19 protein-coding genes are annotated in these 21,036 nt (G+C 63.2%); 9 read left to right on the top strand and 10 right to left on the bottom strand.

Going from position 1 to position 21,036, the window contains the following annotated elements; genetic code table 11:
- Positions 1–61: 61 nt before the first annotated feature.
- Together J0I79_RS11020 and J0I79_RS11025 are read right to left on the bottom strand one after the other, a co-directional pair.
- Positions 62–607 (bottom strand): DUF924 family protein, encoded by a 546-nt coding sequence (locus tag J0I79_RS11020; protein WP_292857603.1) that lies wholly within the window; start codon positions 605–607, stop codon positions 62–64.
- A 13-nt stretch (positions 608–620) separates the two neighbouring features.
- A complete protein-coding gene (locus J0I79_RS11025) occupies positions 621–2,456 on the bottom strand; it encodes a monovalent cation:proton antiporter-2 (CPA2) family protein (protein WP_292857605.1) in 1,836 nt (611 codons plus the stop codon).
- Positions 2,457–2,617: 161 nt separating this feature from the next.
- Here J0I79_RS11025 and J0I79_RS11030 point away from each other — a divergent pair, with 161 nt between their 5' ends.
- The 3 genes from J0I79_RS11030 to J0I79_RS11040 all read left to right on the top strand — a co-directional run bounded on the left by J0I79_RS11030 (position 2,618) and on the right by J0I79_RS11040 (position 5,321).
- Complete coding sequence (locus tag J0I79_RS11030; RefSeq protein ID WP_292857607.1) at positions 2,618–3,607, top strand: AraC family transcriptional regulator; 990 nt, start codon at positions 2,618–2,620, stop codon at positions 3,605–3,607.
- A gap of 59 nt (positions 3,608–3,666) precedes the next feature.
- Positions 3,667–4,875, top strand: a complete 1,209-nt coding sequence (locus tag J0I79_RS11035; protein WP_292857609.1) for an MFS transporter — start codon at positions 3,667–3,669, stop codon at positions 4,873–4,875.
- A 179-nt stretch (positions 4,876–5,054) separates the two neighbouring features.
- Entirely contained in the window at positions 5,055–5,321 is a 267-nt protein-coding gene (locus tag J0I79_RS11040; protein WP_292857611.1) for a hypothetical protein, read from the top strand.
- Positions 5,322–5,413: 92 nt separating this feature from the next.
- Here the strand turns inward: J0I79_RS11040 and J0I79_RS11045 are convergent, their stop codons facing one another.
- The 4 genes from J0I79_RS11045 to J0I79_RS11060 form a co-directional block, all read right to left on the bottom strand.
- Entirely contained in the window at positions 5,414–5,965 is a 552-nt protein-coding gene (locus J0I79_RS11045) for a hypothetical protein (RefSeq protein ID WP_292857614.1), read from the bottom strand.
- A gap of 90 nt (positions 5,966–6,055) precedes the next feature.
- Positions 6,056–7,141, bottom strand: a complete 1,086-nt coding sequence (locus tag J0I79_RS11050) for a YcjF family protein (RefSeq protein WP_292857617.1) — start codon at positions 7,139–7,141, stop codon at positions 6,056–6,058.
- Positions 7,138–8,616: a YcjX family protein gene (locus J0I79_RS11055; protein WP_292857619.1), complete on the bottom strand. Its 1,479-nt coding sequence runs from the start codon at positions 8,614–8,616 to the stop codon at positions 7,138–7,140. The genes J0I79_RS11050 and J0I79_RS11055 overlap by 4 nt, the downstream gene beginning before the upstream one ends.
- 75 nt (positions 8,617–8,691) lie before the next feature.
- The gene (locus tag J0I79_RS11060) at positions 8,692–9,195 is read right to left on the bottom strand and encodes a histidine phosphatase family protein (RefSeq protein ID WP_292857622.1); all 504 of its coding nucleotides are present in this window, start codon (positions 9,193–9,195) and stop codon (positions 8,692–8,694) included.
- Between the two features lie 296 nt (positions 9,196–9,491).
- Here J0I79_RS11060 and dksA point away from each other — a divergent pair, with 296 nt between their 5' ends.
- On the top strand, positions 9,492–9,908 hold the full coding sequence (dksA, locus tag J0I79_RS11065) for an RNA polymerase-binding protein DksA (RefSeq protein WP_006202025.1): 417 nt from the start codon (positions 9,492–9,494) through the stop codon (positions 9,906–9,908).
- Between the two features lie 113 nt (positions 9,909–10,021).
- Here dksA and J0I79_RS11070 read toward each other — a convergent pair whose 3' ends face one another.
- On the bottom strand, positions 10,022–10,777 hold the full coding sequence (locus J0I79_RS11070; RefSeq protein ID WP_292857625.1) for a flagellar biosynthetic protein FliO: 756 nt from the start codon (positions 10,775–10,777) through the stop codon (positions 10,022–10,024).
- A 321-nt stretch (positions 10,778–11,098) separates the two neighbouring features.
- Here J0I79_RS11070 and cckA point away from each other — a divergent pair, with 321 nt between their 5' ends.
- Entirely contained in the window at positions 11,099–13,675 is a 2,577-nt protein-coding gene (gene cckA / locus J0I79_RS11075; RefSeq protein ID WP_292857628.1) for a cell cycle histidine kinase CckA, read from the top strand.
- Positions 13,676–13,681: 6 nt separating this feature from the next.
- Here the strand turns inward: cckA and J0I79_RS11080 are convergent, their stop codons facing one another.
- Positions 13,682–13,987, bottom strand: coding sequence for a ribbon-helix-helix domain-containing protein (locus J0I79_RS11080; protein WP_292857631.1), 306 nt, complete (start codon positions 13,985–13,987; stop codon positions 13,682–13,684).
- A 228-nt stretch (positions 13,988–14,215) separates the two neighbouring features.
- Between J0I79_RS11080 and J0I79_RS11085 the strand changes: the two genes are divergently transcribed.
- The 3 genes from J0I79_RS11085 to J0I79_RS11095 all read left to right on the top strand — a co-directional run bounded on the left by J0I79_RS11085 (position 14,216) and on the right by J0I79_RS11095 (position 16,855).
- The gene (locus J0I79_RS11085; RefSeq protein WP_292857634.1) at positions 14,216–14,611 is read left to right on the top strand and encodes a VOC family protein; all 396 of its coding nucleotides are present in this window, start codon (positions 14,216–14,218) and stop codon (positions 14,609–14,611) included.
- A gap of 79 nt (positions 14,612–14,690) precedes the next feature.
- Positions 14,691–15,236 (top strand): gluconate 2-dehydrogenase subunit 3 family protein, encoded by a 546-nt coding sequence (locus J0I79_RS11090; protein ID WP_292857636.1) that lies wholly within the window; start codon positions 14,691–14,693, stop codon positions 15,234–15,236.
- 47 nt (positions 15,237–15,283) lie between these two features.
- Positions 15,284–16,855, top strand: coding sequence for a GMC family oxidoreductase (locus J0I79_RS11095; RefSeq protein ID WP_292857639.1), 1,572 nt, complete (start codon positions 15,284–15,286; stop codon positions 16,853–16,855).
- A 64-nt stretch (positions 16,856–16,919) separates the two neighbouring features.
- Here the strand turns inward: J0I79_RS11095 and J0I79_RS11100 are convergent, their stop codons facing one another.
- Together J0I79_RS11100 and J0I79_RS11105 are read right to left on the bottom strand one after the other, a co-directional pair.
- Positions 16,920–18,833 carry a PhoX family phosphatase gene (locus J0I79_RS11100; RefSeq protein WP_292857642.1) on the bottom strand — a complete coding sequence of 638 codons (1,914 nt, stop codon included), beginning with the start codon at positions 18,831–18,833 and terminating at the stop codon, positions 16,920–16,922.
- A gap of 131 nt (positions 18,834–18,964) precedes the next feature.
- Complete coding sequence (locus J0I79_RS11105) at positions 18,965–19,363, bottom strand: hypothetical protein (RefSeq protein WP_292857645.1); 399 nt, start codon at positions 19,361–19,363, stop codon at positions 18,965–18,967.
- 313 nt (positions 19,364–19,676) lie between these two features.
- Between J0I79_RS11105 and urtA the strand changes: the two genes are divergently transcribed.
- The gene (gene urtA / locus J0I79_RS11110) at positions 19,677–20,987 is read left to right on the top strand and encodes an urea ABC transporter substrate-binding protein (protein ID WP_292857649.1); all 1,311 of its coding nucleotides are present in this window, start codon (positions 19,677–19,679) and stop codon (positions 20,985–20,987) included.
- The last annotated feature ends 49 nt before the right edge of the window (positions 20,988–21,036 follow it).

Raw genomic sequence — 21,036 nt, forward strand, 5'->3', positions numbered from 1 at the left:
GTTGATTTGACGGCTGGCGCGTTCACCTCTTCGCGAGCGGGACGTGCTGGACCGGAAGGTATCAGCCGGAGAAGCCACCTTCGTCGAGAAACGCCTTTTCCTGCGCCGTGGTTTCCCGGCCAAGCATCCTGTTGCGATGCGGAAAGCGGCCGAAGCGCTGGATGATGTCGCGATGTTCCAGCGCGTATTTCAGATTGAACTCGGCCCTGGCGGTATGCAGTTCGACCGATATGTCCTGGTCGGCAAGATCTTCCGAATGTTCGAACGGCAGGTAGAGAAACACCCGCACCTGCGGTTCCAGCGCCAGGTCATGCCCGGCCGCGACCGCCCTTTGCGCGAAATGCTTCGCCAGCGGGTCGGTGGCGTACATGTGGCCGGTGCCGCGAAAGCAGTTTCGCGGAAACTGATCGAGCAGGATCATCAGCGCCAGCGATCCCTCGGCATGATCTGACCATCGGTCATGTTCACGCCGCGCGGCCGCATAGTGCAGATCGAGAAAGCGGTTGCGGAAATCGGTATCGAAAGCGTCGTTCTTCTCGAACCAGGCGTCCTCGCCGGCGTCGCGCCAGAATTTGGTGACGGACAGGGCTATTCTATCCAATTCCATGCTGTTCCCTTATTCAGTCCGCCTGTTCGGATTTGTGCAGGACGCCCGCCGTTTCCTCGTTGAGCGCCTGGCCGGGGCGGCGCGGCGTGGAGAGCGGGGTCGGGATCGGCGTGCCGATATTGCCCTTCAGGAAACGCTGTCCGGAACGGATGCCTTCGGCCAACTGGGTCTCGAAACGGGCCGTGTCACGGCGCCGGACGTCCTCGATCGTTTCAGCCACCTCTTCAGGATCCACACCCAGTGCTTCCAGGGTCGAGCCGCCGAAGACGAGGGCCGATTCGAAGGTTTCGCGCAGTTGGTAGTCGACACCCACCCGGATAAGCTGCAGCGCGGTGCCCCGGTCGAAGGCGCGGGCCAGAACCGTCAGCAATGGAAACTCCGCCTTGACGAGCTCCGCTATGCGAACGGCGGCATCGGGCTTGTCGACGCAGATCAGCACGGCGCGCGCCCGACCGGCGCCGGCTGCATGCAGGATATCGAGTCGCGTGCCGTCGCCGTAATAGACCTTGAAGCCGAAATCGGCGGCCGCCTGGATCATCTCGACGTCGTTGTCGATGATCGACACGTCGATGCCGCGCAACAGCAGCGGCTGGCTGGCGATCTGGCCGAAGCGGCCGAAGCCGATGATCAGCACACTGCCGGTCAGTCCGTCGGCGACATCGACCCCGTCGAGCGATTGTTCGTCGCGCGGCGTCACGTACTTCAGGGCGATGATCGCCAGGGGCGTCAGCACCATGGAAATGATGACGATCGCGGTCAGCGTCGCATTGGCCTGGCCGTCGATGATGCCGACGGCGGCGGCCGCGGAATAGAGAACGAAGGCGAACTCGCCGCCTTGCGCCATGACGACCGCGCGTTCCAGCGCTTCGCGGTGGCCGGTCTTGAGGATACGGGCGACGATGTAGATGCCGAGGGCCTTCATCACCATGTAGGCGACGACATAGACGGCGATCAGCTTCCAGTTCGCCGCCACCACATGCAGGTCAAGGGACATGCCGACGGCGAGGAAGAACAGGCCGAGCAGAATGCCGCGGAACGGCTCGATATCGGCCTCGAGCTGGTGACGGAAGGTCGATTCCGACAGGAGCACGCCGGCCAGGAACGCGCCCATCGCCATCGACAGGCCACTGAGCTGCATGGCGAGCGCCGATCCCAGCACGACCAGCAATGCGGCGGCCGTCATGACCTCGCGGGCACGGGCATCCGCCAGGATGCGGAAGAAGGGGTTGAGGAGAAAACGTCCGGCCAGCACGAGCCCGACGATGGCGGCGAGGCCAATGCCGACCTCGGTCAGTCTCTCCGAAAGGCTGGTGTCGGCGCCGCCGGGCGCCAGGAAGGCGATGAGCGCCAGCAGCGGCACGATGGCCAGGTCTTCCAAGAGCAGGATGGAGACGATGCGCTGGCCTTTGGGAGATGAGATTTCGCCGCGCTCCTCCAGAAGCTGCATGACGATCGCTGTCGAGGTCAGCACGAAGCCGGCGCCGGCGACGAAGGATTGCGCGACCGAAAAACCTCCGGCCATGCCGACGCCGGTCAAAAGGACGGCGCAGACGCCCACCTGAAGCGCGCCCAGTCCGAAGATTTCACGGCGCAGGCCCCAAAGCCGCGACGGCTGCATCTCCAACCCGATGATGAACAGGAACATGACGACGCCGAGCTCGGCGACATGCAGGATAGCGCCGGATTCGGAAAACACACCGAGACCGAACGGGCCGATCACCACGCCGGCCGCGAGATAGCCCAGAATCGAGCCGAGACCCATGCGCTTGAAGATGGGGACGGCGACGACGCCCGCGGCAAGCAGCGCCACCACCTGTATGAGATCGCTGCCCGCTGCTTCCGCTGCCATGCCTCTTGTCCCTTTGTCGTCAAGCACTCCTTGCATGCAGTTGGAGCGCGAGGCAAGGGCGGGAAGCCTGGCACGACGGGTAGGGCACCGCCGCTACGGTCGCCCCGGTGGAACAGAGGTCTCCGCTTGCCCGCCGGACGTTCGGTATCTATACTAGGAAAATGTCTGACCATTCGTCCCGATCGTCTTCCCCGCCGCACATCCCGATGGATGCTCTGAGCGAGGTTCTGCAGGACTTTCGCATGAGCGGCGTCAACTATGGCCGTTGCGAGTTGCGGCACCCATGGAGCATAGACTTTCCGCAACAGCCGCAGCTTCGTTTTCACTTTGTCGGTCAGGGTCCATGCTGGATTCATACCGAGGCGCAGGGCTGGCAGGAGCTGCGCGACGGCGATCTGGTGCTGCTGCCGCAAGGCATCGCGCATCGTCTGGCGAGTGCGCCGGACGTCGCGGGCGATTCGCTCGAGGGTTGCCGGGTGACCAGGCTCGGCGGCAATGTCTGCGAGGTCGTGCGGGAAGGGACAGGCGCGACAAGCACCCTTTTCTGCGGCTCCATGGCCTTGGGCGCCTGTGCGCTGAACCCATTGATCACGTTGATGCCGCCTATCATCAAGGGTTGCGACGTGGCCGGCAATGATCCGGTCGTTGGTCCTTTGTTAGCGGCTATGACCGCGGAGGCAGCGCAGCCGCAGATGGGCAGCGCCACCATCCTGTCGCGCATGGCTGACTTGCTGACAGCCCGGCTCATCCGCTGCTGGGTCAATTGCAATGGGGCCTCGACCACAGGTTGGCTTGCGGCCATCCGCGATCCTCATATCGGTCGCGCCTTGGCGGCCATGCATCGGGACCCTGGCGGTAACTGGACACTGGAAAGCCTCGCCGGTGTGGCAGGCCAGTCGCGCTCGATTTTCGCCGAGCGTTTCAGCGCCGTCCTGGGAGAGGGCGCCGCACGCTACCTCGCCCGCCTGCGCATGCAGCTTGCCCGCGAGTTGCTCGGGCAAAACGGCATGTCGGTTGCCGAGGTCGCCACCCGTTTGGGCTACGATTCGGAGGCATCCTTCGCCCGTGCCTTCAAGCGCATCACCAGCGTATCTCCAGGTATTGTGCGCCGCACAATTTCCGGACGAACGGACATGAATTTCGGATTTTAAGATACATATCATCCGAAGAAACTCATTTATGAAGAGCTCCAAACTTTGGAGATCTTCCCGTGACTGACACGACACTAAAGCTTGAAGACACCGCGATCGGCCTTGATGCCGATGCTCCAGCCGCGTGGAGCGCGACAACATGGTTCGCGGTAATTTCGTTGGCGGCCACCAGCTTTGCCCTGGTGTCGGCCGAATTCCTGCCGGCAGGCCTGCTGACGCCGATGGCGCGCGATCTCGGGATCAGCGAGGGGACGGCCGGACAGGTCGTGACCGCCACTGCTTCGGTCGGCGCGGTGACGGCCATGCTGAGTAATGTTCTCATCGGCCGATTGAACCGCAAGACGGTTCTGGTCGGTCTCATGGTCCTGGCGGTCGCTTCCAATATTCTTGCGGCACTGGCGCCCAATTTCTGGTTGTTGTTGCTGGGCAGGGCAGGGCTCGGAATCGCGCTCAGTGCATTCTGGGCGCTGTCGGTCGCCGTGGTCGCCAGGCTGGTTGGCGCCAATGCGACAGGTCGAGGCATGGCTATCGTCACCCTGGGCGTCTCGCTCGCCACCATTGCGGCGCCGTCGATGGGTGCGTTGATCAGCGATTGGCTGGGTTGGCGCGTCGCCATGGCCATGACAGCGGGCTTGGCCGTGTTGGCCATGCTGCTGCAACTGCTTAGCCTGCCGAGCCTGCCTGCGTCAGCCAGCAACAGTCTTGCCGACGTGTTCCGGCTGACGCGGCGTCGCGGCATTCAGCTCGGCATGCTGGCCATCGTCTTGCTGATGACCGGGCATTTTGCCGGTTCCGTCTATGTGCGTCCCTTCCTCGAACAGGTGGCGATGCTTGCAACCGGGCCGATTGCCCTGGCGCTTCTTGGCTTTGGCATTGCCGCCGTGATCGGCAACATTGTCGGCGGCCGCATGGCCGATGCCAATATCCGCCTGGCTTTGGTGGTCACGGCCGTCCTGATGGCGTTTGCGGCGCTGGCGCTGGTGCTTTGGGGCGTGCACATGGGGGTGGCCTTCGGCTTCGTCACGGTCTGGGGCCTGGCCTTCGGCATGGGGCCGGTCGTGCTGCCGACCAATCTCTCCCGTGCCGCGCCCGATGCGCTGGAAGCGGCGGGCAGCCTGATGGTGGTCTCCTTCCAGGTTGCCATCACCATCGGCGCGGTCGTCGGAGGCTATGTCGTGGACAATTATGGCGCCACGGCGCCCCTGACCCTTACCGCCGTCCTTGCGGCTTTGACGGCCATCCTGGCGCTTTTGCAGCCACGCGGCTGAACCAACCGCCACTGACACGGAGCCTCGGTCCGGCCGCCGGTGATGTTGCAGTGGCGTTACACAAGTTGACGTAGGCAACGCGTTGCATCTTGCCACAATCGAGCGTTAGAGCACGCTCGGCTTCGGCCATTGGAGGGTGAGCGACGATCAAGTCGCGCCCTTTTGAGGAGATGACTGACATGAAGAAGTTTTTGCTCGTTGCCGTCGGTTTGGCGGTGCTTGCGGGTTCGGCCTGTTCGAAGGCGCCGGAATGCACCACCGAGATCGCGACCAAGAAGGCGCAGGATATGGCTGCCGCGCTGCAGGAAGCGATCACCAAGGACCCGTCCAAGGCGGCCGACCTGACCGCCAAGGTCCAGGCGGTGACGACCAAGTACCAGGGCAGCACCAACCCGGCGGACGCCTGCAAGGCGTATGACGAGGTGACGGCGGCGATCAAGGGCTGACGCCCGGATCCACCGGTTCAGGGGAGGCGGTAGCGATGGGCTGCCGCCTCTTTTGTTTTAACGGGGTATCGGGGGTCGGGCGCGATGGACGCTCAGTTCGGCGCGATGGAGCCGACTTCAACGGCATCGACACGCTTCAGGCTCATGCCGATGACCGGCACCAGCTGATCCTGGACGCGTACCGCGACTGTCACTGTCATCGAATTGTCGTCGGGTATGCGGGCCTGCATGACGCCGTGCAACTGATTGCGGTTGATGGTGAAGACCACCTTGCGGGCATCGACGACATTGCCGCCGACGATGTCGAGGCCCGAGCCGGCGGAGCCGCCCATGAAGGAACCTTTATAGTCGCGGCCCTTGCGCTCGATCTTGGCCGACATCGGCTGGGTGAACACACCCACCCGGCAGCCGCCATCCAGCGTCATGCCCATCTTGCCGTCCGGCGTCGAGCCGGTGAAGCTGCAGTTGAATTTCGTGCCCTTGTACTTGCCAGCGATGATCTCACCCGGGCCAACCCATTTGCCCTCGGCCGACTGGAAGAACTGCTTGTCTGGCTCCGTCGCGGATGCCTTGCCGGCGATGCCCACGGTTACCGCGATCGCAACCGCCAGAGGCAGCACGCTGGACAGATTTACGCTTTTCATCGAACACACCCGGCAACAACAGAGGCTGTTTTGAAACCAGTGTGACCATGAAGAAGATTGGTTAACGCTTCGTCACTGGGAAGGGCTTGTTCACCGTTCGGCGGGTGTGCTCTCGCCTTCCTTTTTGCTGGCGAACGACGTCAATGCCGAGAGAAAATCACCCAATCCCGGACGCCTCGCGGCGCTGAAGGGCAGGGGTCGCGCCGTTTCCATCGCGGCGATACCGATCCGCGCCGTCATCATGCCGTTGACGACGCCCTCGCCAAGCTTGGCCGAAAGACGTGCCGCCAGGCCATGGCCGACGATCTGCTGGACGAAACTGTCGCCGCCGGCGATCGAGCCGGTCACCGCCAGATGCGCCAGGACGCTGCGGGCCAGGCGGAAGAACCCCAGCGTGCCGGGGCGGCCGCCATAGAGTTCCGACAGGCGGCGAATGAGGCGCCCGGCCTCGAACACGACATAGGCAACATCGACGAGCGCGCGCGGGCTGACCGCGGTCACCAGCGAAACGCGTTTGGCGGCCTCGAGAATCATCACTTTCGCCCGGGCATCGAGCGGTCCGAGAATTTCGGCTTCGGCCAGGCGCACCAGGTTGCCGCCGTCGATGATCTCGCCGCGCAGGTCGGCCAGCGCGCGCCTGCCAGCCGCGGTCTCGGGCTTCGCCGCCACGAATGCCGACAGTTCGTCCACCACCGATCGCGCCGCCGTTGGATCGTCGCGGGCGATGGCATCGAGCGCCCGCTTCTGCAGTTTTTCGACTTCGGCGAGGCGCGCGATCGCCAGGAACTCGCGGATAAGGATCACCAGAAGCGCCAGCACGGCGATGGCTGCCATGCCGGCGGCCAGCCAGCCCAGCCATTCGGCGCGCGCGAAGAGGTCGCGTATGAGTTGGTCGGCCCACAGGCCTACAGCCAGCGAAACCAGCGTGCCGACGGCGCCGAAGAATATGCTGCCGAGCAGCGACCGCTTCCTCGGAGCGATTGCCGGCGGCGGTTCGGCGGCAATGATGTCGGGTTCGTCGAAGACGTCGACTTCCGCGGGGATAACCATCGCCACGTCCACCTTCGTCGCGCGAGGTTTGCGTGGAGCCTCGGTCTGGCGTGCCTGCGGCGCCTCTTGTCTTGGCGCGGCCTCCGGTTCGATGCGGAATGCCGCCGGCTTGCGGGGGGAGGTCATGCGAGATGGTCTCCGATCAGGAACTGCAAGGCGCGGTCCAGCCTGATATGCGGCAAGGACAGGGTGACGCCCTCGGCGGTGCGTTCCAGTTTTGGTGGGCGGAACCGGATGAAACGGATCGCCGGATCCGAGGAATCCTGCCTGTGTTCGGGTCCGGAGGCATCGAATACCGCATCAATTTTCTCCGGCAAGTCACCGGGAAAAATAGCGGTTTCCGTCTTTCCGTCGAATATTTCGCCATTGATCTTCTCGCCCGCTATGGGCGTTCCGATGATGACAGGCAATGTCTCGCGGCCTTGCTTGACCGTGCCTTCGCGGGTCGCGCGCACCGCCGCCATCGCAACCACGTCGACATCGGCGCCGGTGAAATTCGCTCGTGCGACGGCACGGTCGGCCAGCCGCCGCACGATCGCCTGCAGACGATCGTGGCTTTCGTGGTGCAGGTGGTCGGCCTGGGTCGCAGCGACCAGGATGCGGTCGATGCGGCGCGAGAACAGGTCGGTGATGAAACTGCCCCGGCCGGGGCGGAAACAGGCCAGGATTTCCGTTACCGCCCGTTCGAGATCGGCCATCGCGCCCGGACCGGCGTTCAGCGCCTGCATGGCGTCGATCAGCACGATCTGGCGGTCCAGACGCGTAATGTGTTCGCGGAAGAAGGGTTTGACGACATGCGTCTTGTAGGCCTCGTAGCGCCTTTCCATCATGGCGTGCAGCGAGCCGCAGCGCGGGCGCCTGTCGCCGATATTGGCCAGCGGCGCGAAGGTCAGCGCGGGCGAGCCGTCGAGGTCGCCGGGCATCAGGAAACGCCCGGGCGGCAAGGTCGACAGCGCCCGTTCGTCGAGCTTGCAGGCCTTGAGATAGGCAGCGAAGCTTTCGGCCAGGCGCCGGGCCGTCATCTCGTCGGCGTCGGCATTCGGGTCGATATCGGCGGAGATGGCCCGCCAGGCTCGCGATAGGTCCTCGCGCACCGGCAGAACAGCCATCTCATGGGCTTCTCGTGAAAAATCGGCGAAGGATTTGCCAAGCAGCGGCAGGTCGAGCAGCCATTCCCCGGGATAGTCGACGATGTCGACCGAAAGCTTGCCGGAAGAGAACATGCGGCTCCAGCCGGAAGCCGATTCATACTCTATGGTCAGCCGCAACTCCGAGATGGCGCGCGTCGAATCGGGCCAGACGCGGTCATTGACCAATGCCGCGATATGATCCTCGTACTGAAAGCGCGGTACCGCGTCGTCAGGCTGCTCCTCGAGGAAGGCTCGGGCGATGCGCCCGGATTTCTGCGCTTCGAACAGCGGCAGGCGGCCTCCGTGGATCAGATTGTGGACGAGCGCCGAGATGAACACCGTCTTGCCCGCGCGGGAAAGACCGGTTACGCCCAGGCGCAGCGATGGTGAAAAAAGCCCGGTGGCGCGGCCCGACAGCGTATCGAGGGCAATTCTAGCCTCGTCGGTGAAAGTGGTCAGCGATGATGCCAAAATGCGGTCTCTCGGGCTTCGGTCCATCCGATATAGGGGCTGGAACCCGGCTTTGAAATGGCGCCCGAGCCGAGGTCAGCATTCGGCCGGCGTCAGGAAAGCTTCGAGATATCCCAGGCCCTGGGCCGCCTTTGCCAGATCGTCGAGGAAGCGCACCACCGCCAGGCCCGCGGTCGGGAAGCCATGATTGAGCGTCGTGCGCGCAGTCCCGTCGCCATCGCCGGAAACGGCCATGGCAAGGTCCTCCATCATCGGGTTGTGGCCAATGACGAGCAGGGAGCCCGCCCCGCCATGGTCGCGGATGAGACGGAGGTAGCCGGCCGCATCTTCGCTGTAGAGCGTATCGAAAAACAGGACCTTGCCGGTGTCGGTCTGGCCGGCAAGGCCTTCCAGCGTTTCCCTGGCGCGCGCGGCGTTGGAGCAGAGCGTCCGGTCCGGGATATAGCCGCGTGAGCGCATGGCGGCCCCGATGATCTCGGCGTCGGCACGCCCGGATGCGTCGAGAGGGCGGTCGAAATCGCGCATGCCGGGCAGCGCCCAGCCGGCTTTGGCGTGTCGCAACAGAAAGAGCCTGCTCACCCAACCTCCAATGATGCCCAAGCAACGCCGCGATTAGCCACGAGAACGGCGCCGCGCACAATGGCCATCTGTTTCAGGCCATATGTTTCGCATCCTGAATTGCTCATGAGATGACGTGGCCAAGAATGACGTGGCCCGAGTTCAAGTACTTCCGAATTCAATACAGCCGCGTCTCGCCCCAACGAGGACGTCGGGAGCGCTTTAACAATTGCGTGACTCGGTGGCCGATTGCGCTTGTGCAGGCGTCTGGTGGCGAATATATAGGCGCCAAATTTGGGGCAGTTTGGGTGAGTCGAATGAACGACATCGTTACCGCCGATTACGTACCCTCCGAAGACGAGCCGTTCATGAACGAGCGGCAGAAATCCTACTTCCGCCTGAAGCTCGTCACCTGGAAAAATGACATATTGCGCGAAGCGCGCGAAACCCTCGAAATCCTGCAGCAGGAAAACGCCAACCACCCAGACCTCGCCGACCGCGCCTCTTCTGAAACCGACCGCGCCATCGAACTCAGGGCCCGCGACCGTCAGCGGAAGCTTATCTCCAAGATCGATTCGGCGCTGCAGCGCATCGACGAGGGTACATATGGCTATTGCGAGGAAACCGGCGAGCCGATCGCTCTGAAGCGGCTCGACGCCCGCCCGATCGCAACCTTGTCGATCGAGGCTCAGGAGCGCCACGAGCGTCGCGAGAAAGTTTATCGCGACGACTGAGTGCCTTGCACGGAACTAATTTCGAAATGGCCGGGTTTGCCCGGCCATTTTTTATTCGTGCGCCGTGATGGAAGTTGCCTGACCGCAGCCGATACGAGCGGCTCAGGCACCAATCATCGCTTCTGGCTGGAAAGTTCACCAAGCAGCCTGGTCATCTCATCGTCGAGCGACTGTGGCGCCTTGGCCGCCGGTTTGCCCACCGGACCTCCGGAGCGCGGCTGGTCGAGCGAAACCTCGAGCTCCTTCATCAGCGTGTCGTCGATGCTGTCCTGCCTTGGTGGTGGCGGCGCGTGTTTGACCACGTTGGCATTGGCGGAGCCATAGGCGGGCAGCGGTGTGACATTGGTCGGTGCATAGGTCTGCGCCGCCGGCTTTGGGGCGGGCGCCGGCGCGGGCGGCGGCGTTGGACGCTGGCGGGCAGGGGCCGCGGCGGCCACGGGCTGCGGAGCGGGCGCCTGTCTTGCGGGGGCGGGAGGGGCGGGCTGCGGCGGACGCGGTTTCGCCGCCGGAGCCGGGGCAGCGGCCGGCACGGGCTGCAAGCCGCCATCTCCGGTCAGTGCCGGACGGCGAGGCGCGGCCAGACGTATGTCCCGCTCCACGACGACATCGGTCGGGCCGCCGATCAGAAGCAGGTGTTCGATGTCGTCCCGGCGCACCAGCACCAGCCGGCGATGGCTGTCGACGGCGGTGGCATCCATGACCGCGAGCCGCGTCTTGCGGTTCCGGCCGCCTGCCACAAACGTGCCGAAGGTCAGGTTTCGGATAAGCCTGACGATGATGAGGACGATGACCAGCAGGATCAGCGCCGCGAAGGTCCACAGCAGCGCTGCGGCATAACCGGGACCCGCCACGCTATCCAGCCACTGCATTGGTTTCCCCTGATCGGTTTTGGAAAGTGACGCGACACTAGACTGTTGCGGCTGGCCACCGCAAGTTGCCTTTCACGCATCGTGAACAGGTTGAAACACTCCTGGCCCGAGCCGGCATCATTTTTATCTGACATTTGCCGCCCGGGCCTTTTCCAGACTGGGAGAATATGATTCAACCGGCTAAGGCACGTCGCGGTGAAACGGATTCATCCGGCGCGCCTCAGGTCCTTGTTTTCATGCATCTCGTCTTCCCGAAGCCGAAGTCACTTTTGGGCGAAATGCATTAGGGGCGGAACGTCGGACTTCACGAGCAGGGGACATATGGCCAAGGAAGCGCGCGGCGATTTCTATCCGGTACCGATCGTCGACCAGAACACGCGACCGGGCGCGGTCACCCGGCTCATCATCTTCATCGTCGTTCTGACGGGCGCCGCGATCGTCTTCGGTCTTTTCCGCGAACGCCTCGGCGATCCCTTCCTGCTAGGCATGCTCGGCGTGCTGGCGATGATCGGCGTCGGCTTCCTCTTCGCGACGGCGATCGGCTTCGTGCAGATCACGCCGCGCTCGACCGGCGATGAACTCTCCAAGGCTTTCGTCGATTCGATGTCGCAGGGTCTCCTGGTCACGGACACCAAGGGCCGCGTCGTCTACGCCAACCGGGCCTATGCCGACATGACCGGCGCCTCGTCGGCCGCCGATCTCAAAACTGTCGAAGGGCTGCTTTCCGACGTTCCCGAAGCCTCGGTGACCATTTACCGGCTGGCATCGGGTCTGCGCGATGGTCAGCCCGGCGATGGCGAGTTCCGGCTGGCGCAATCGATCCGCCCGGGCGCCGAACCGGGCGCCCGCTGGTACAGGGCGCGCGCCCGCACCTTCAGCGTCCCGGGCCAGCGTCTGCCGATGCTGGCATGGCAGCTCGCTGACATTTCGCAGGAGCGCGCCGAGCAGGAACGCTTCTTCCTCGACCTGCAGAAAGCCATCGACCATCTCGATCATGCTCCGGCCGGGTTCTTTTCCGCCGACCAGGATGGCCGCGTCACCTATATCAATGCCACGCTCGCGGAATGGCTGGGCATCGACCTCGCCAGTTTCACGCCCGGTGCCGTGGCCTTGCCCGACATCGTTGCCGGGGACGGCATGGCGCTGGTGCGTTCGGTCAAGGCCGATCCCGGTACGACGCGCAACGCCGTCATCGATCTAGACCTGACGACGATGACCGGCGAGGCGCTGCCGGTGCGCTTCATGCATCGCGTTTCGGCCAGCCGCGAAGGCGTCGGCGGTCCGACGCGCACGATCGTGCTCAACCGAACGCAGGGCGAGGATGCTTCCGCCGACCTGCGTGCCTCGGAAGTGCGCTTCACCCGCTTTTTCAATTCGACGCCGATGGCCATCGCGGGCGTCGATGCCAGCGGGCGCATCCTGCGCACCAACGCGCCTTTCCTGTCGCTGTTTTCCTCGGTCGTCGACCGCGATGCCGTCGACCGCCGTGTGCGGCTCGATACGGTGATCCACGAGCGCGACCGGCCGGCCTTTGCCGCCGCGTTCGAGAAGGCCCGGCAGCGGCAGGCGGACATCGAGCCGATCGACACCGTCCTGCCCGGCAATGAAGAGCGGCATATCCGTTTCTACGTCAACGCCGTGGCCGATGGCACCGGCGGCGAGGGCGCCGAGGAATCGGCCATCGTCTATGCCGTCGAGACGACCGAGCAGAAGGCGCTCGAGGGGCAGATGGCGCAGAGCCAGAAAATGCAGGCGGTCGGCCAGCTCGCCGGCGGCATCGCGCACGACTTCAACAACGTGCTGACCGCCATCAACATGCCCTCGGACCTGCTCTTGACCAACCACCGGCCGTCGTACCCGTCCTTCCCCGACATCATGAACATCAAGCAGAACGCCAACCGGGCCGCCTCGCTGGTCAGGCAGTTGCTGGCCTTCTCGCGCAAGCAGACGCTGCGGCCGGAGGTGCTGAACCTCACCGACGTTCTGGCCGATCTGCGCATGCTGCTTGCCCGCCTCGTCGGCAACGACATCAAGCTCAAGATCGACCATGGCCGCGACCTGTGGCCGGTCAAGGTCGATATCGGCCAGTTCGAGCAGGTGGTGGTCAACCTTGCCGTCAATGCACGGGACGCGATGCCCGCCGGCGGCGATCTCACCGTGCGCACCCGCAATGTGACCGCCGAGGAATGCAAGACCTTCCCCTACCGCGAGCTAGCAGCGGCCGACTACGTCGTGGTCGAGGTCGAGGACACCGGCAGCGGCATCGCGCCCGATGTGCTGAAGAAGATTTTCGAACCCTTCTTCACCACCAAGGAAGTCGGCAAGGGCACCGGCCTTGGCCTGTCCATGGTCTATGGCATCATCAAGCAGACGGGCGGCTTCATTTTCTGCGATTCCGAGGTCGGCAAGGGATCGACCTTCCGCATCTTCCTGCCGCGTCACATCGCCGAAGCGAAAAAGGCGGCCGAACCCGGCGAAACACCGGCCACCGCGCCGGTCAAGGCCGCCGACACCGCCAAGGACCTGTCCGGATCGGCCACGGTGCTGCTGGTCGAGGACGAGGATGCCGTGCGCATGGGCGGTGTGCGGGCGCTGACCTCGCGCGGCTACACCGTTCACGAGGCGTCTTCGGGCGTCGAGGCGCTGGAAGTGTTCGAAGCGCTCGGCGGCAAGGTCGACATCGTCGTGTCCGACGTGGTGATGCCGGAGATGGATGGGCCGACCCTGCTCGGCGAATTGCGCAAGCGCCAGCCGGACATCAAGTTCGTCTTCGTCTCCGGCTATGCCGAGGACGCTTTCGCCAGGAACCTGCCGGCGGAAGCGCATTTCGGTTTTCTGCCCAAGCCGTTCTCGCTCAAGCAACTGGCGACGGTCGTCAAGGACATGCTTGAATCGTAGAAGCGGTCAGGCCGCTTCCCGCTTCAGCGCCATCTGCTCGTCCATGCCCGGCCGGTGGCCGCGCAGATAGAGCGCGCAGGTCGTGCGCAACATCGATGCGAAGTTGGGAATGGCGCCGTTGATCTCGATGGCTTCGTCATACAGCTTCGAGATGAATTTGGGCGTCGTCAGGCCCTGGCTGTCGGCGATTTCGTCAAGCAAGGCCCAGAATGTCGCCTCGAGCTGGATGCTTGTCGAATGGCCGTCGATACGGATCGACCGGTTGATCTGGCGATAGCCTTCCGGATCCTGTGCGGCAAAGACTCTGCACATTGTTTTCTCCCGTTTTTGTTGGTCTTGGGCGCCGACGGGGCGGTCGGCGCCTTTTGAGCACTGCCTGCGATTTCATCTTCGACCGGACGACCGGCAACGGCAATCAGACTTTCGTCCTTAGGCAGGGACATATCCTTTTTCCCGATCCCATGCGTGGTAATCGGCTGCCACCACCTTTCTTCGCAGGCGCTCATAATCATCTCCGAAGCACGAACCGCGGAGTCTGATTTGGCAAAGGCGATCCACACCATGATCCGGGTTCTGGACGAGGCCCGGTCCATCGATTTCTATACCAGGGCGTTCGGCCTGGAGGTTGCCCAGCGGCTGGATTTCGAGACCTTCACGCTGGTCTATCTCAGCAATGCCGACACGCCGTTCGAGGTCGAGTTGACTGTCAACAAGGGCAGGCAGGAACCTTATGCGCTCGGCGACGGCTACGGACATCTCGCGGTGTCGGTCGCCGATCTCGACAGCGAGCACGACAGGCTCGGCGCCCTCGGCCTCAACCCGAAAAAGATCGTCGAGTTCAACCGCGATGGTTCCCTCATCGCCCGCTTCTTCTTCATCGAGGACCCCGACGGCTACAAGATCGAGGTCCTGCAGCGGGGAGGGCGCTTCCTTTAGGAAATCACCAGCTGCGCGGGCCGGCGCGGCGCCAGCAACGGCACTCTTTGGAGTGCGAACAGCAAGCAGGGAGGAAAACATGGTCACGATCTACGAGCGGAAGCCCCAGGAGAGAAAGGACGGGCTTTCGCGTCGCGAACTTCTAAAACGCGGCGGCGTCGGCGCGCTGCTGGTCATTTCCGGCAGCGCCATCATCAGTCCCGAACATGCCTGGGGACTGGAGATGGCGGCGCTGAAGCCTGAAACAATGGCGACGCTGATCCAGGTGGCCCGCGACATCTATCCGCACGACCAGGTGCCGGACAAATACTACGCAGTCGCCGTCAAGGGGCATGACGAGACCGCTGCCAAGGATCCTGCCCACAAGGATCTCATCGAGAAGGGCATTGCCGAACTCGACAGCAGGGCCGGGCCCGGAGGCTATCGCGGACTTGGCTGGGAAGAGCAGCGCGTCGCACTGCTCAAGGAGGTCGAGAATTCGCCCTTCTTCCAGGCGGTTCGCGGCGGGCTCGTCGTCAGCCTCTACAACCAGAAGGAGCTCTGGCCGATCTTTGGCTATGAGGGCGAGTCCTACTCCAAGGGCGGCTACATCGCGCGCGGCTTCAACGACATCGAGTGGCTCTGAGCCGCTCTGTCCTATCAGCTATTTGACCGATTTCATGGGAGGAAACCATGGCAGCACAATTTGATCTGAAAAACGACGGCGTGGTCGTCATCATCGGCTCGGGCGCCGGCGGCGGTACGCTCGGCAACGAACTGGCGCAGAAGGGCATCGACGTCGTCATCCTCGAGGCCGGCGCACGTCACGAATATGAGGATTTCATCAACGACGAGTGGGATTCCTTTGCCCAGCTCGCCTGGAAGGATAAGCGCACCACTTCAGGCGATTGGCGCGTGGCCAAGGATTTCCCGAATCTGCCGGCCTGGATTGTCAAATCGGTCGGCGGCTCGACCACGCACTGGGCCGGCGCGTCGCTGCGCTTCCAGGAGCATGAGTTCAAGACGCTATCCACCTACGGCAAGTTGGAAGGCGCCAATCTCCTGGACTGGCCGGTCACGCTGGCCGAGATGGAGCCATATTACGCCAAGGCGGAAGCCAAGATGGGCGTGACCGGCACCAACAATTGGCCGCGCCTGCCTGGCAACAACAATTTCAAGGTGCTGAAGGCCGGCGCCGACAAGCTTGGCTATAAGGAATGCCATACCGGCAACATGGCCATCAATTCGGTCGAGCGCGATGACCGCAATTCCTGCCAGCAGACCGGCTTCTGCTTCCAGGGCTGCAAATGGGGAGCCAAATGGTCGACCCTCTACACGGAAATCCCCAAGGGCGAGGCGACGGGCCATCTCGAAGTCCGGCCTGACGCCATGGTGATCAAGATCAACCATGATGCCTCGGGCAAGGTCACCGGCGTGGTCTACGCCGACAAGGACGGCAAGCTGCAGGAGCAGAAGGCCCGCATCGTCGCCGTTGCCGGTAACTCCATCGAGAGCCCCCGCCTGCTGCTCAATTCCGAATCGAGCAAATTCCCGCATGGCCTCGCCAATTCGTCCGGGCAGGTCGGCAAGAACTACATGCGACACACCACGGGCTCGGTCTACGCCATCTTCGACAAGCCGGTGCACATGTATCGCGGCACCACCATGGCCGGCATTATCCGTGACGAGGCGAGACACGACCCGTCTCGCGGTTTCGTCGGCGGCTATGAATTCGAAACGCTGTCGTTAGGTCTGCCCTTCATGGCTGCCTTCCTGAACCCTGGCGGCTGGGGCCGCTCCTTCACCACCGCGCTCGACCATTACGACCACATGGCCGGGCTATGGATCGTCGGCGAGGACATGCCGCGCGAGGAGAACCGCATCACGCTGCACAAGGACGAGAAGGATGAGCACGGCATGCCGATCGCCGACGTGCATTTCGACGACCACCCCAACGACACCGCAATGCGCAACCATGCCTACAAGCAGGCGACGGCACTCTACGATGCTGTCGGCGCCACGCGCAGCTTCCCAACGCCGCCCTATCCCTCGACCCACAATCTCGGCACCAACCGGATGAGCGAGAAGGCACAGGATGGCGTTGTGAACAAACATGGCCAGGCGCACGACATCAAGAACCTGTTCGTGTCGGACGGCAGCCAGTTCACCACGGGCGCGGCTGAAAATCCGACGCTCACCATCGTATCGCTGGCGATCCGCCAGGCCGACTATATCGCCGCGCAAATGTCGGCGAAGACGATCTAGCCTCCCGACTGCCTGCTGGCGCGGGGCCCGACCGGGTTCCGCGCCCTTTTTATTCGCCCGATATTCAGGCTCCGACCGGCTGTCCGTCCTTGCGGCGGATCGCGACGACCGAAGGCCGGGGCGGCTGGCCATCCCTGAAGTCGGGCCACAGCGATTGCGCCTTGTCGAGCGTCTCGGCATCCTCGGAGGGATGCTGCACGGACAGGAACAAGGTCGTGCCATCCGGCGTGAAGCAAGGGCCGGTCGCCTCCGCGCCATGCGGGCAGGTGAACAGCAGCTTCGGCAGGCCGCGCGCCGGGCCTTCCGTGTCGACGCCATAGACGCCGTCCGGCAGGTCGAAGTCGTTGGCGCCATCGGTCGCCACCCAGAGGCGTCCGGCCGGGTCGAAGGTGATGTTGTCGGGGCAGACGAACCAGCCATTGTCCGATGTGTCGGGATGGAAGGTGGCGCCGATCTTGACGTCCCTGGGATTGCCGCAGAGCACGAACAGATCCCAGGCGTATTTGTCCGCCGTGTGGTCGGCGTCCGCGCCGCGGCCGCCGGGCGGGATCAGTTCGACGATGTGGCCCCAGAGATTCTCGGGGCGCGTGTTGGCCGGATTGATCTTGGATTCGTCGCGCTTCTTGTTCTTGGTCATGACGGCGTAGATCCGCCCGGTCACCGGATTGGTCTCGATGTCCTCCGGTCGGTCCATCGGCGTCGCTCCAAGCGCGTCGGCGGCGAGCCGTGTTTTCAAAAGCACCTCGGCCTGGTCGGCAAAGCCGTTCTCGGGAGTGAGCTTGCCCTGGCCGTGCACCAGCGGCAGCCAGCTCATCGAGCCATCGGCGTCGTAGCGGGCGACCGAGAGCACGCCATCGTCCAGCAGGCCGTTGCTGGAGGCCGGGTTTGCCTTGTCGTAGGCCTTGTTCGAGACGTAGCGGTACATGTACTCGAAATAATCGTCGTCGCCCATGTAGACGACGATGCGGCCGTCCTTGTTGAGCACCACTGTCGAGGCTTCATGCGACATGCGGCCGAGCGCGGTGCGCTTCACCGGCTTCGACTTGGGGTCATAGGGATCGATCTCCACAACCCAGTCGAAGCGGTTCGGCTCGTTCGGTTCCTTGTCGATGTTGAAGCGGTCATGGAAGCGGCCACGGCCGTAGATATCGGATCCGTCGAAGCCGTAGCGGTCGAGAATGTCGGATGTCGGCGCCTTCTTCGGGTCGCCGCCGAACAGGTCGGAAACGCCTTCCTCGCAGGTCAGCACGGTGCCCCATGGCGTAAACCCGCCGCTGCAATTGTAGCTCGTGCCGAGCACTTTTGTGCCGGTCGCATCGGCCGAGGTTTTCATCAGCGCATGGCCGGCTACCGGTCCGGAAACCGTCATTGCCGTGCTGGCGGTGATGCGGCGGTTGAGCGGGCTGTCCTCGATGACAGCCCATTTGCCGTCCTTGAGCATCACCTCGACGATCGAATGCCCCATCGCAGCCAGACCGAGGTCGACCTGTTCCTTGGTCATGGCCTTGCCGGCGCCGTCCTCGGCCATGCCCGGGAACATCACATTCGGCGAGATATATTCATTGTTGACGCAAAGCAGGCCGTGGTCGGAGTTCACCGAACCTTTGGGCAGCGGCATGAACGCGATGTAGTCGCAATTGTAACCGAAACGCTTTTCCTGCTCGTCGGCCGCTATCGCGTTGCCGTCGAACTCCGGCAGGCCGGCCACCAGCGGATCGCCCCAGCGCGCGACGACCGTGGTTTCATAGCCTTCGGCCGCCGCGTGTGTCTTGTCGTAGACGCGCTTCAGTTCGGGAAAGCCGAGCGTGGAAAGCGCCGCCGAGGCATGTGTTTCGCCGGCAAACAAAGAGCCGACAAAGCCGCCGCCGGCGACCAGCGCTCCGGTGGCCAGGCCACCCCTGAGGATGTCGCGGCGCGAAGCGCGCGCGGCGATGACATCGCGGATGACGGGGGAGGATGAAGACGGGGAACTGGCCATGATGTCTGCCTCTCGGGTGGATGTTGACGGCGCACCGCTGCCTAATCCGCTTCGGCAACATGCAAATGACAGACGCGTTTCCACGCCAGCCGCCGTGGCGGTCCGCAATCTCCCGGTGACTGGAAAGGCCTTCAGTTCTTCGTACAGGTCGAAGCGGTGAAGGCGCCGTCCGGCTGCTTCATGATGATGTCGAAGGAAGGCTGGGTCTGGCCGTCCAGCGTCGCCTGAGTCAGCGAGATCGTATTGCCGCCTGTCGTGTAACCACCGACCGGCCCGAGCCACGAGATCACGCCGTTCGCGTCCATCTGGTAGTTGTAGGCTTGTTGCGAGGTCCCGAAAGTGGCCGGCCCGCTATAGACGTTGCCCTTGATGGTGATCTCGCCGAGGTCGAGGAACATGCCCAGCAGATAGACTTCGCAGTGATAGGCGCCGTCCGGCATCTTGCCGTCGCTGAAATCAGCCCGCGCGCCACCGGTTGATGTCGCCAGAAGCAGGAGGCCGATGGAAATGCGGGAAATCAGGGATGCCATTGCGTCGCTCGGTTTAAGCGCCAGCTTGCCCTATTTCCGTTCCGCGCCGCAATATCCGGTATCCGCATGCGAGGGCGGAGGGCAAATTATAGGCACTTCATAGATTTGGGCAGAAATTAGGCATAAGCCCTTGTGCATTGCGCAAATTTCTCTCAACCAAATTTTTACCAGCCCTATTGGTCTTGCCTCGTATGACAGGATAACAGACTGATAATATTAGATTATTGACGTCTCTTTGACACCTCCATGACGGTTGGCACGCGGGTTGCATCGCATTGTTGCGGTGCAATCAACCAGCTTGGGAGTCTTTCGTATGAGGGGTCATTTCTCGACAATAACAAAAATGGTTTCGGCGGGCGTGATTGCCGCCGGCATGATGCTATCGGCGCCCGCCAGGGCGGCCGACGATACGATCAAGGTCGGCATTCTCCATTCGCTGTCGGGGACCATGGCGATTTCGGAGACGACGCTGAAGGACGCCATGCTGATGCTCATCGACGAGCAGAATGCCAAGGGCGGCCTGCTCGGCAAGAAGCTCGAGGCCGTCGTCGTCGATCCGGCTTCGAACTGGCCGCTGTTCGCCGAGAAGGCGCGCGAGCTGATCTCGAAGGACAAGGTGGCGGCGGTGTTCGGCTGCTGGACCTCGGTCTCGCGCAAGTCGGTGCTGCCGGTGTTCTCCGAACTCGACAACATTCTTTTCTATCCCGTCCAGTATGAGGGCGAGGAGAGCGAGCGCAACGTGTTCTACACCGGCGCCGCGCCAAATCAGCAGGCAATACCCGCCGTCGATTACCTCATGAGCGAGGATGGCGGTTCGGTGAAGCGCTGGGTGCTTGAAGGCACCGACTACGTCTACCCCCGCACCACCAACAAGATCCTCGAGGCGTATCTGAAGGCCAAGGGCGTTCCCGCCGAGGATATCATGGTCAACTACACGCCGTTCGGTTTCTCCGACTGGCAGACCGAGGTCTCGGCGATCAAGAAGTTTGGCTCTGCCGGCAAGAAGACCGCTGTCGTGTCGACCGTAAACGGCGACGCCAACGTGCCGTTCTACAAGGAACTCGGCAATCAGGGCATCAAGGCCGAAGACATCCCGGTCATGGCCTTTTCGGTCGGCGAGGAAGAACTGGCTGGTCTCGACACTGCCCCGCTGGTCGGCCATCTCGCCGCCTGGAACTATTTCGAGAGCATCGATACGCCCGAGAACAAGAAGTTCATCGAGAACTGGCACAAGTTCATCAAGAACGACAAGCGCACCACCAACGACCCGATGGAAGCCCATTACATCGGCTTCAACATGTGGGTGAAGGCGGTCGAGAAGGCCGGCACCACCGATCCCGACAAGGTCATCGACGCCATGGTCGGTGTATCCGTGCCGAACCTTACCGGCGGCTACGCAACCATGATGCCGAACCATCACATCACCAAGCCGGTTTTTATCGGTGAGATCCAGGCTGACGGCCAGTTCCAGACCGTGTGGCAGACGCCTGGTCTGCTGGTCGGCAAGGAATGGTCGGATTACCTGCCTGATTCCAAGGACCTGATCTCGGATTGGCGCGCGCCGCTCAGCTGCGGCAACTTCAACGTCAAAACCGGCAAATGCGGCGGCAAGGGCACGAACTGATCCCGGTCTGAACCTCTTGGGGTTCATGACCCGGTCTGAACCCCTTGGT

It is taken from the genome of Mesorhizobium sp. (assembly GCF_017306585.1).
GTDB lineage: Bacteria > Pseudomonadota > Alphaproteobacteria > Rhizobiales > Rhizobiaceae > Mesorhizobium.

Bases quoted from the DNA above. Each gene is read 5' to 3' on its own strand.
- J0I79_RS11020 (WP_292857603.1), bottom strand. From the start codon at position 607: ATGGAATTGGATAGAATAGCCCTGTCCGTCACCAAATTCTGGCGCGAC.
- J0I79_RS11025 (WP_292857605.1), bottom strand. From the start codon at position 2,456: ATGGCAGCGGAAGCAGCGGGCAGCGATCTCATACAGGTGGTGGCGCTG.
- J0I79_RS11030 (WP_292857607.1), top strand. From the start codon at position 2,618: ATGTCTGACCATTCGTCCCGATCGTCTTCCCCGCCGCACATCCCGATG.
- J0I79_RS11040 (WP_292857611.1), top strand. From the start codon at position 5,055: ATGAAGAAGTTTTTGCTCGTTGCCGTCGGTTTGGCGGTGCTTGCGGGT.
- J0I79_RS11045 (WP_292857614.1), bottom strand. From the start codon at position 5,965: ATGAAAAGCGTAAATCTGTCCAGCGTGCTGCCTCTGGCGGTTGCGATC.
- J0I79_RS11050 (WP_292857617.1), bottom strand. From the start codon at position 7,141: ATGACCTCCCCCCGCAAGCCGGCGGCATTCCGCATCGAACCGGAGGCC.
- dksA (WP_006202025.1), top strand. From the start codon at position 9,492: ATGAACGACATCGTTACCGCCGATTACGTACCCTCCGAAGACGAGCCG.
- J0I79_RS11070 (WP_292857625.1), bottom strand. From the start codon at position 10,777: ATGCAGTGGCTGGATAGCGTGGCGGGTCCCGGTTATGCCGCAGCGCTG.
- cckA (WP_292857628.1), top strand. From the start codon at position 11,099: ATGGCCAAGGAAGCGCGCGGCGATTTCTATCCGGTACCGATCGTCGAC.
- J0I79_RS11080 (WP_292857631.1), bottom strand. From the start codon at position 13,987: ATGTGCAGAGTCTTTGCCGCACAGGATCCGGAAGGCTATCGCCAGATC.
- J0I79_RS11090 (WP_292857636.1), top strand. From the start codon at position 14,691: ATGGTCACGATCTACGAGCGGAAGCCCCAGGAGAGAAAGGACGGGCTT.
- J0I79_RS11095 (WP_292857639.1), top strand. From the start codon at position 15,284: ATGGCAGCACAATTTGATCTGAAAAACGACGGCGTGGTCGTCATCATC.
- J0I79_RS11100 (WP_292857642.1), bottom strand. From the start codon at position 18,833: ATGGCCAGTTCCCCGTCTTCATCCTCCCCCGTCATCCGCGATGTCATC.
- J0I79_RS11105 (WP_292857645.1), bottom strand. From the start codon at position 19,363: ATGGCATCCCTGATTTCCCGCATTTCCATCGGCCTCCTGCTTCTGGCG.
- urtA (WP_292857649.1), top strand. From the start codon at position 19,677: ATGAGGGGTCATTTCTCGACAATAACAAAAATGGTTTCGGCGGGCGTG.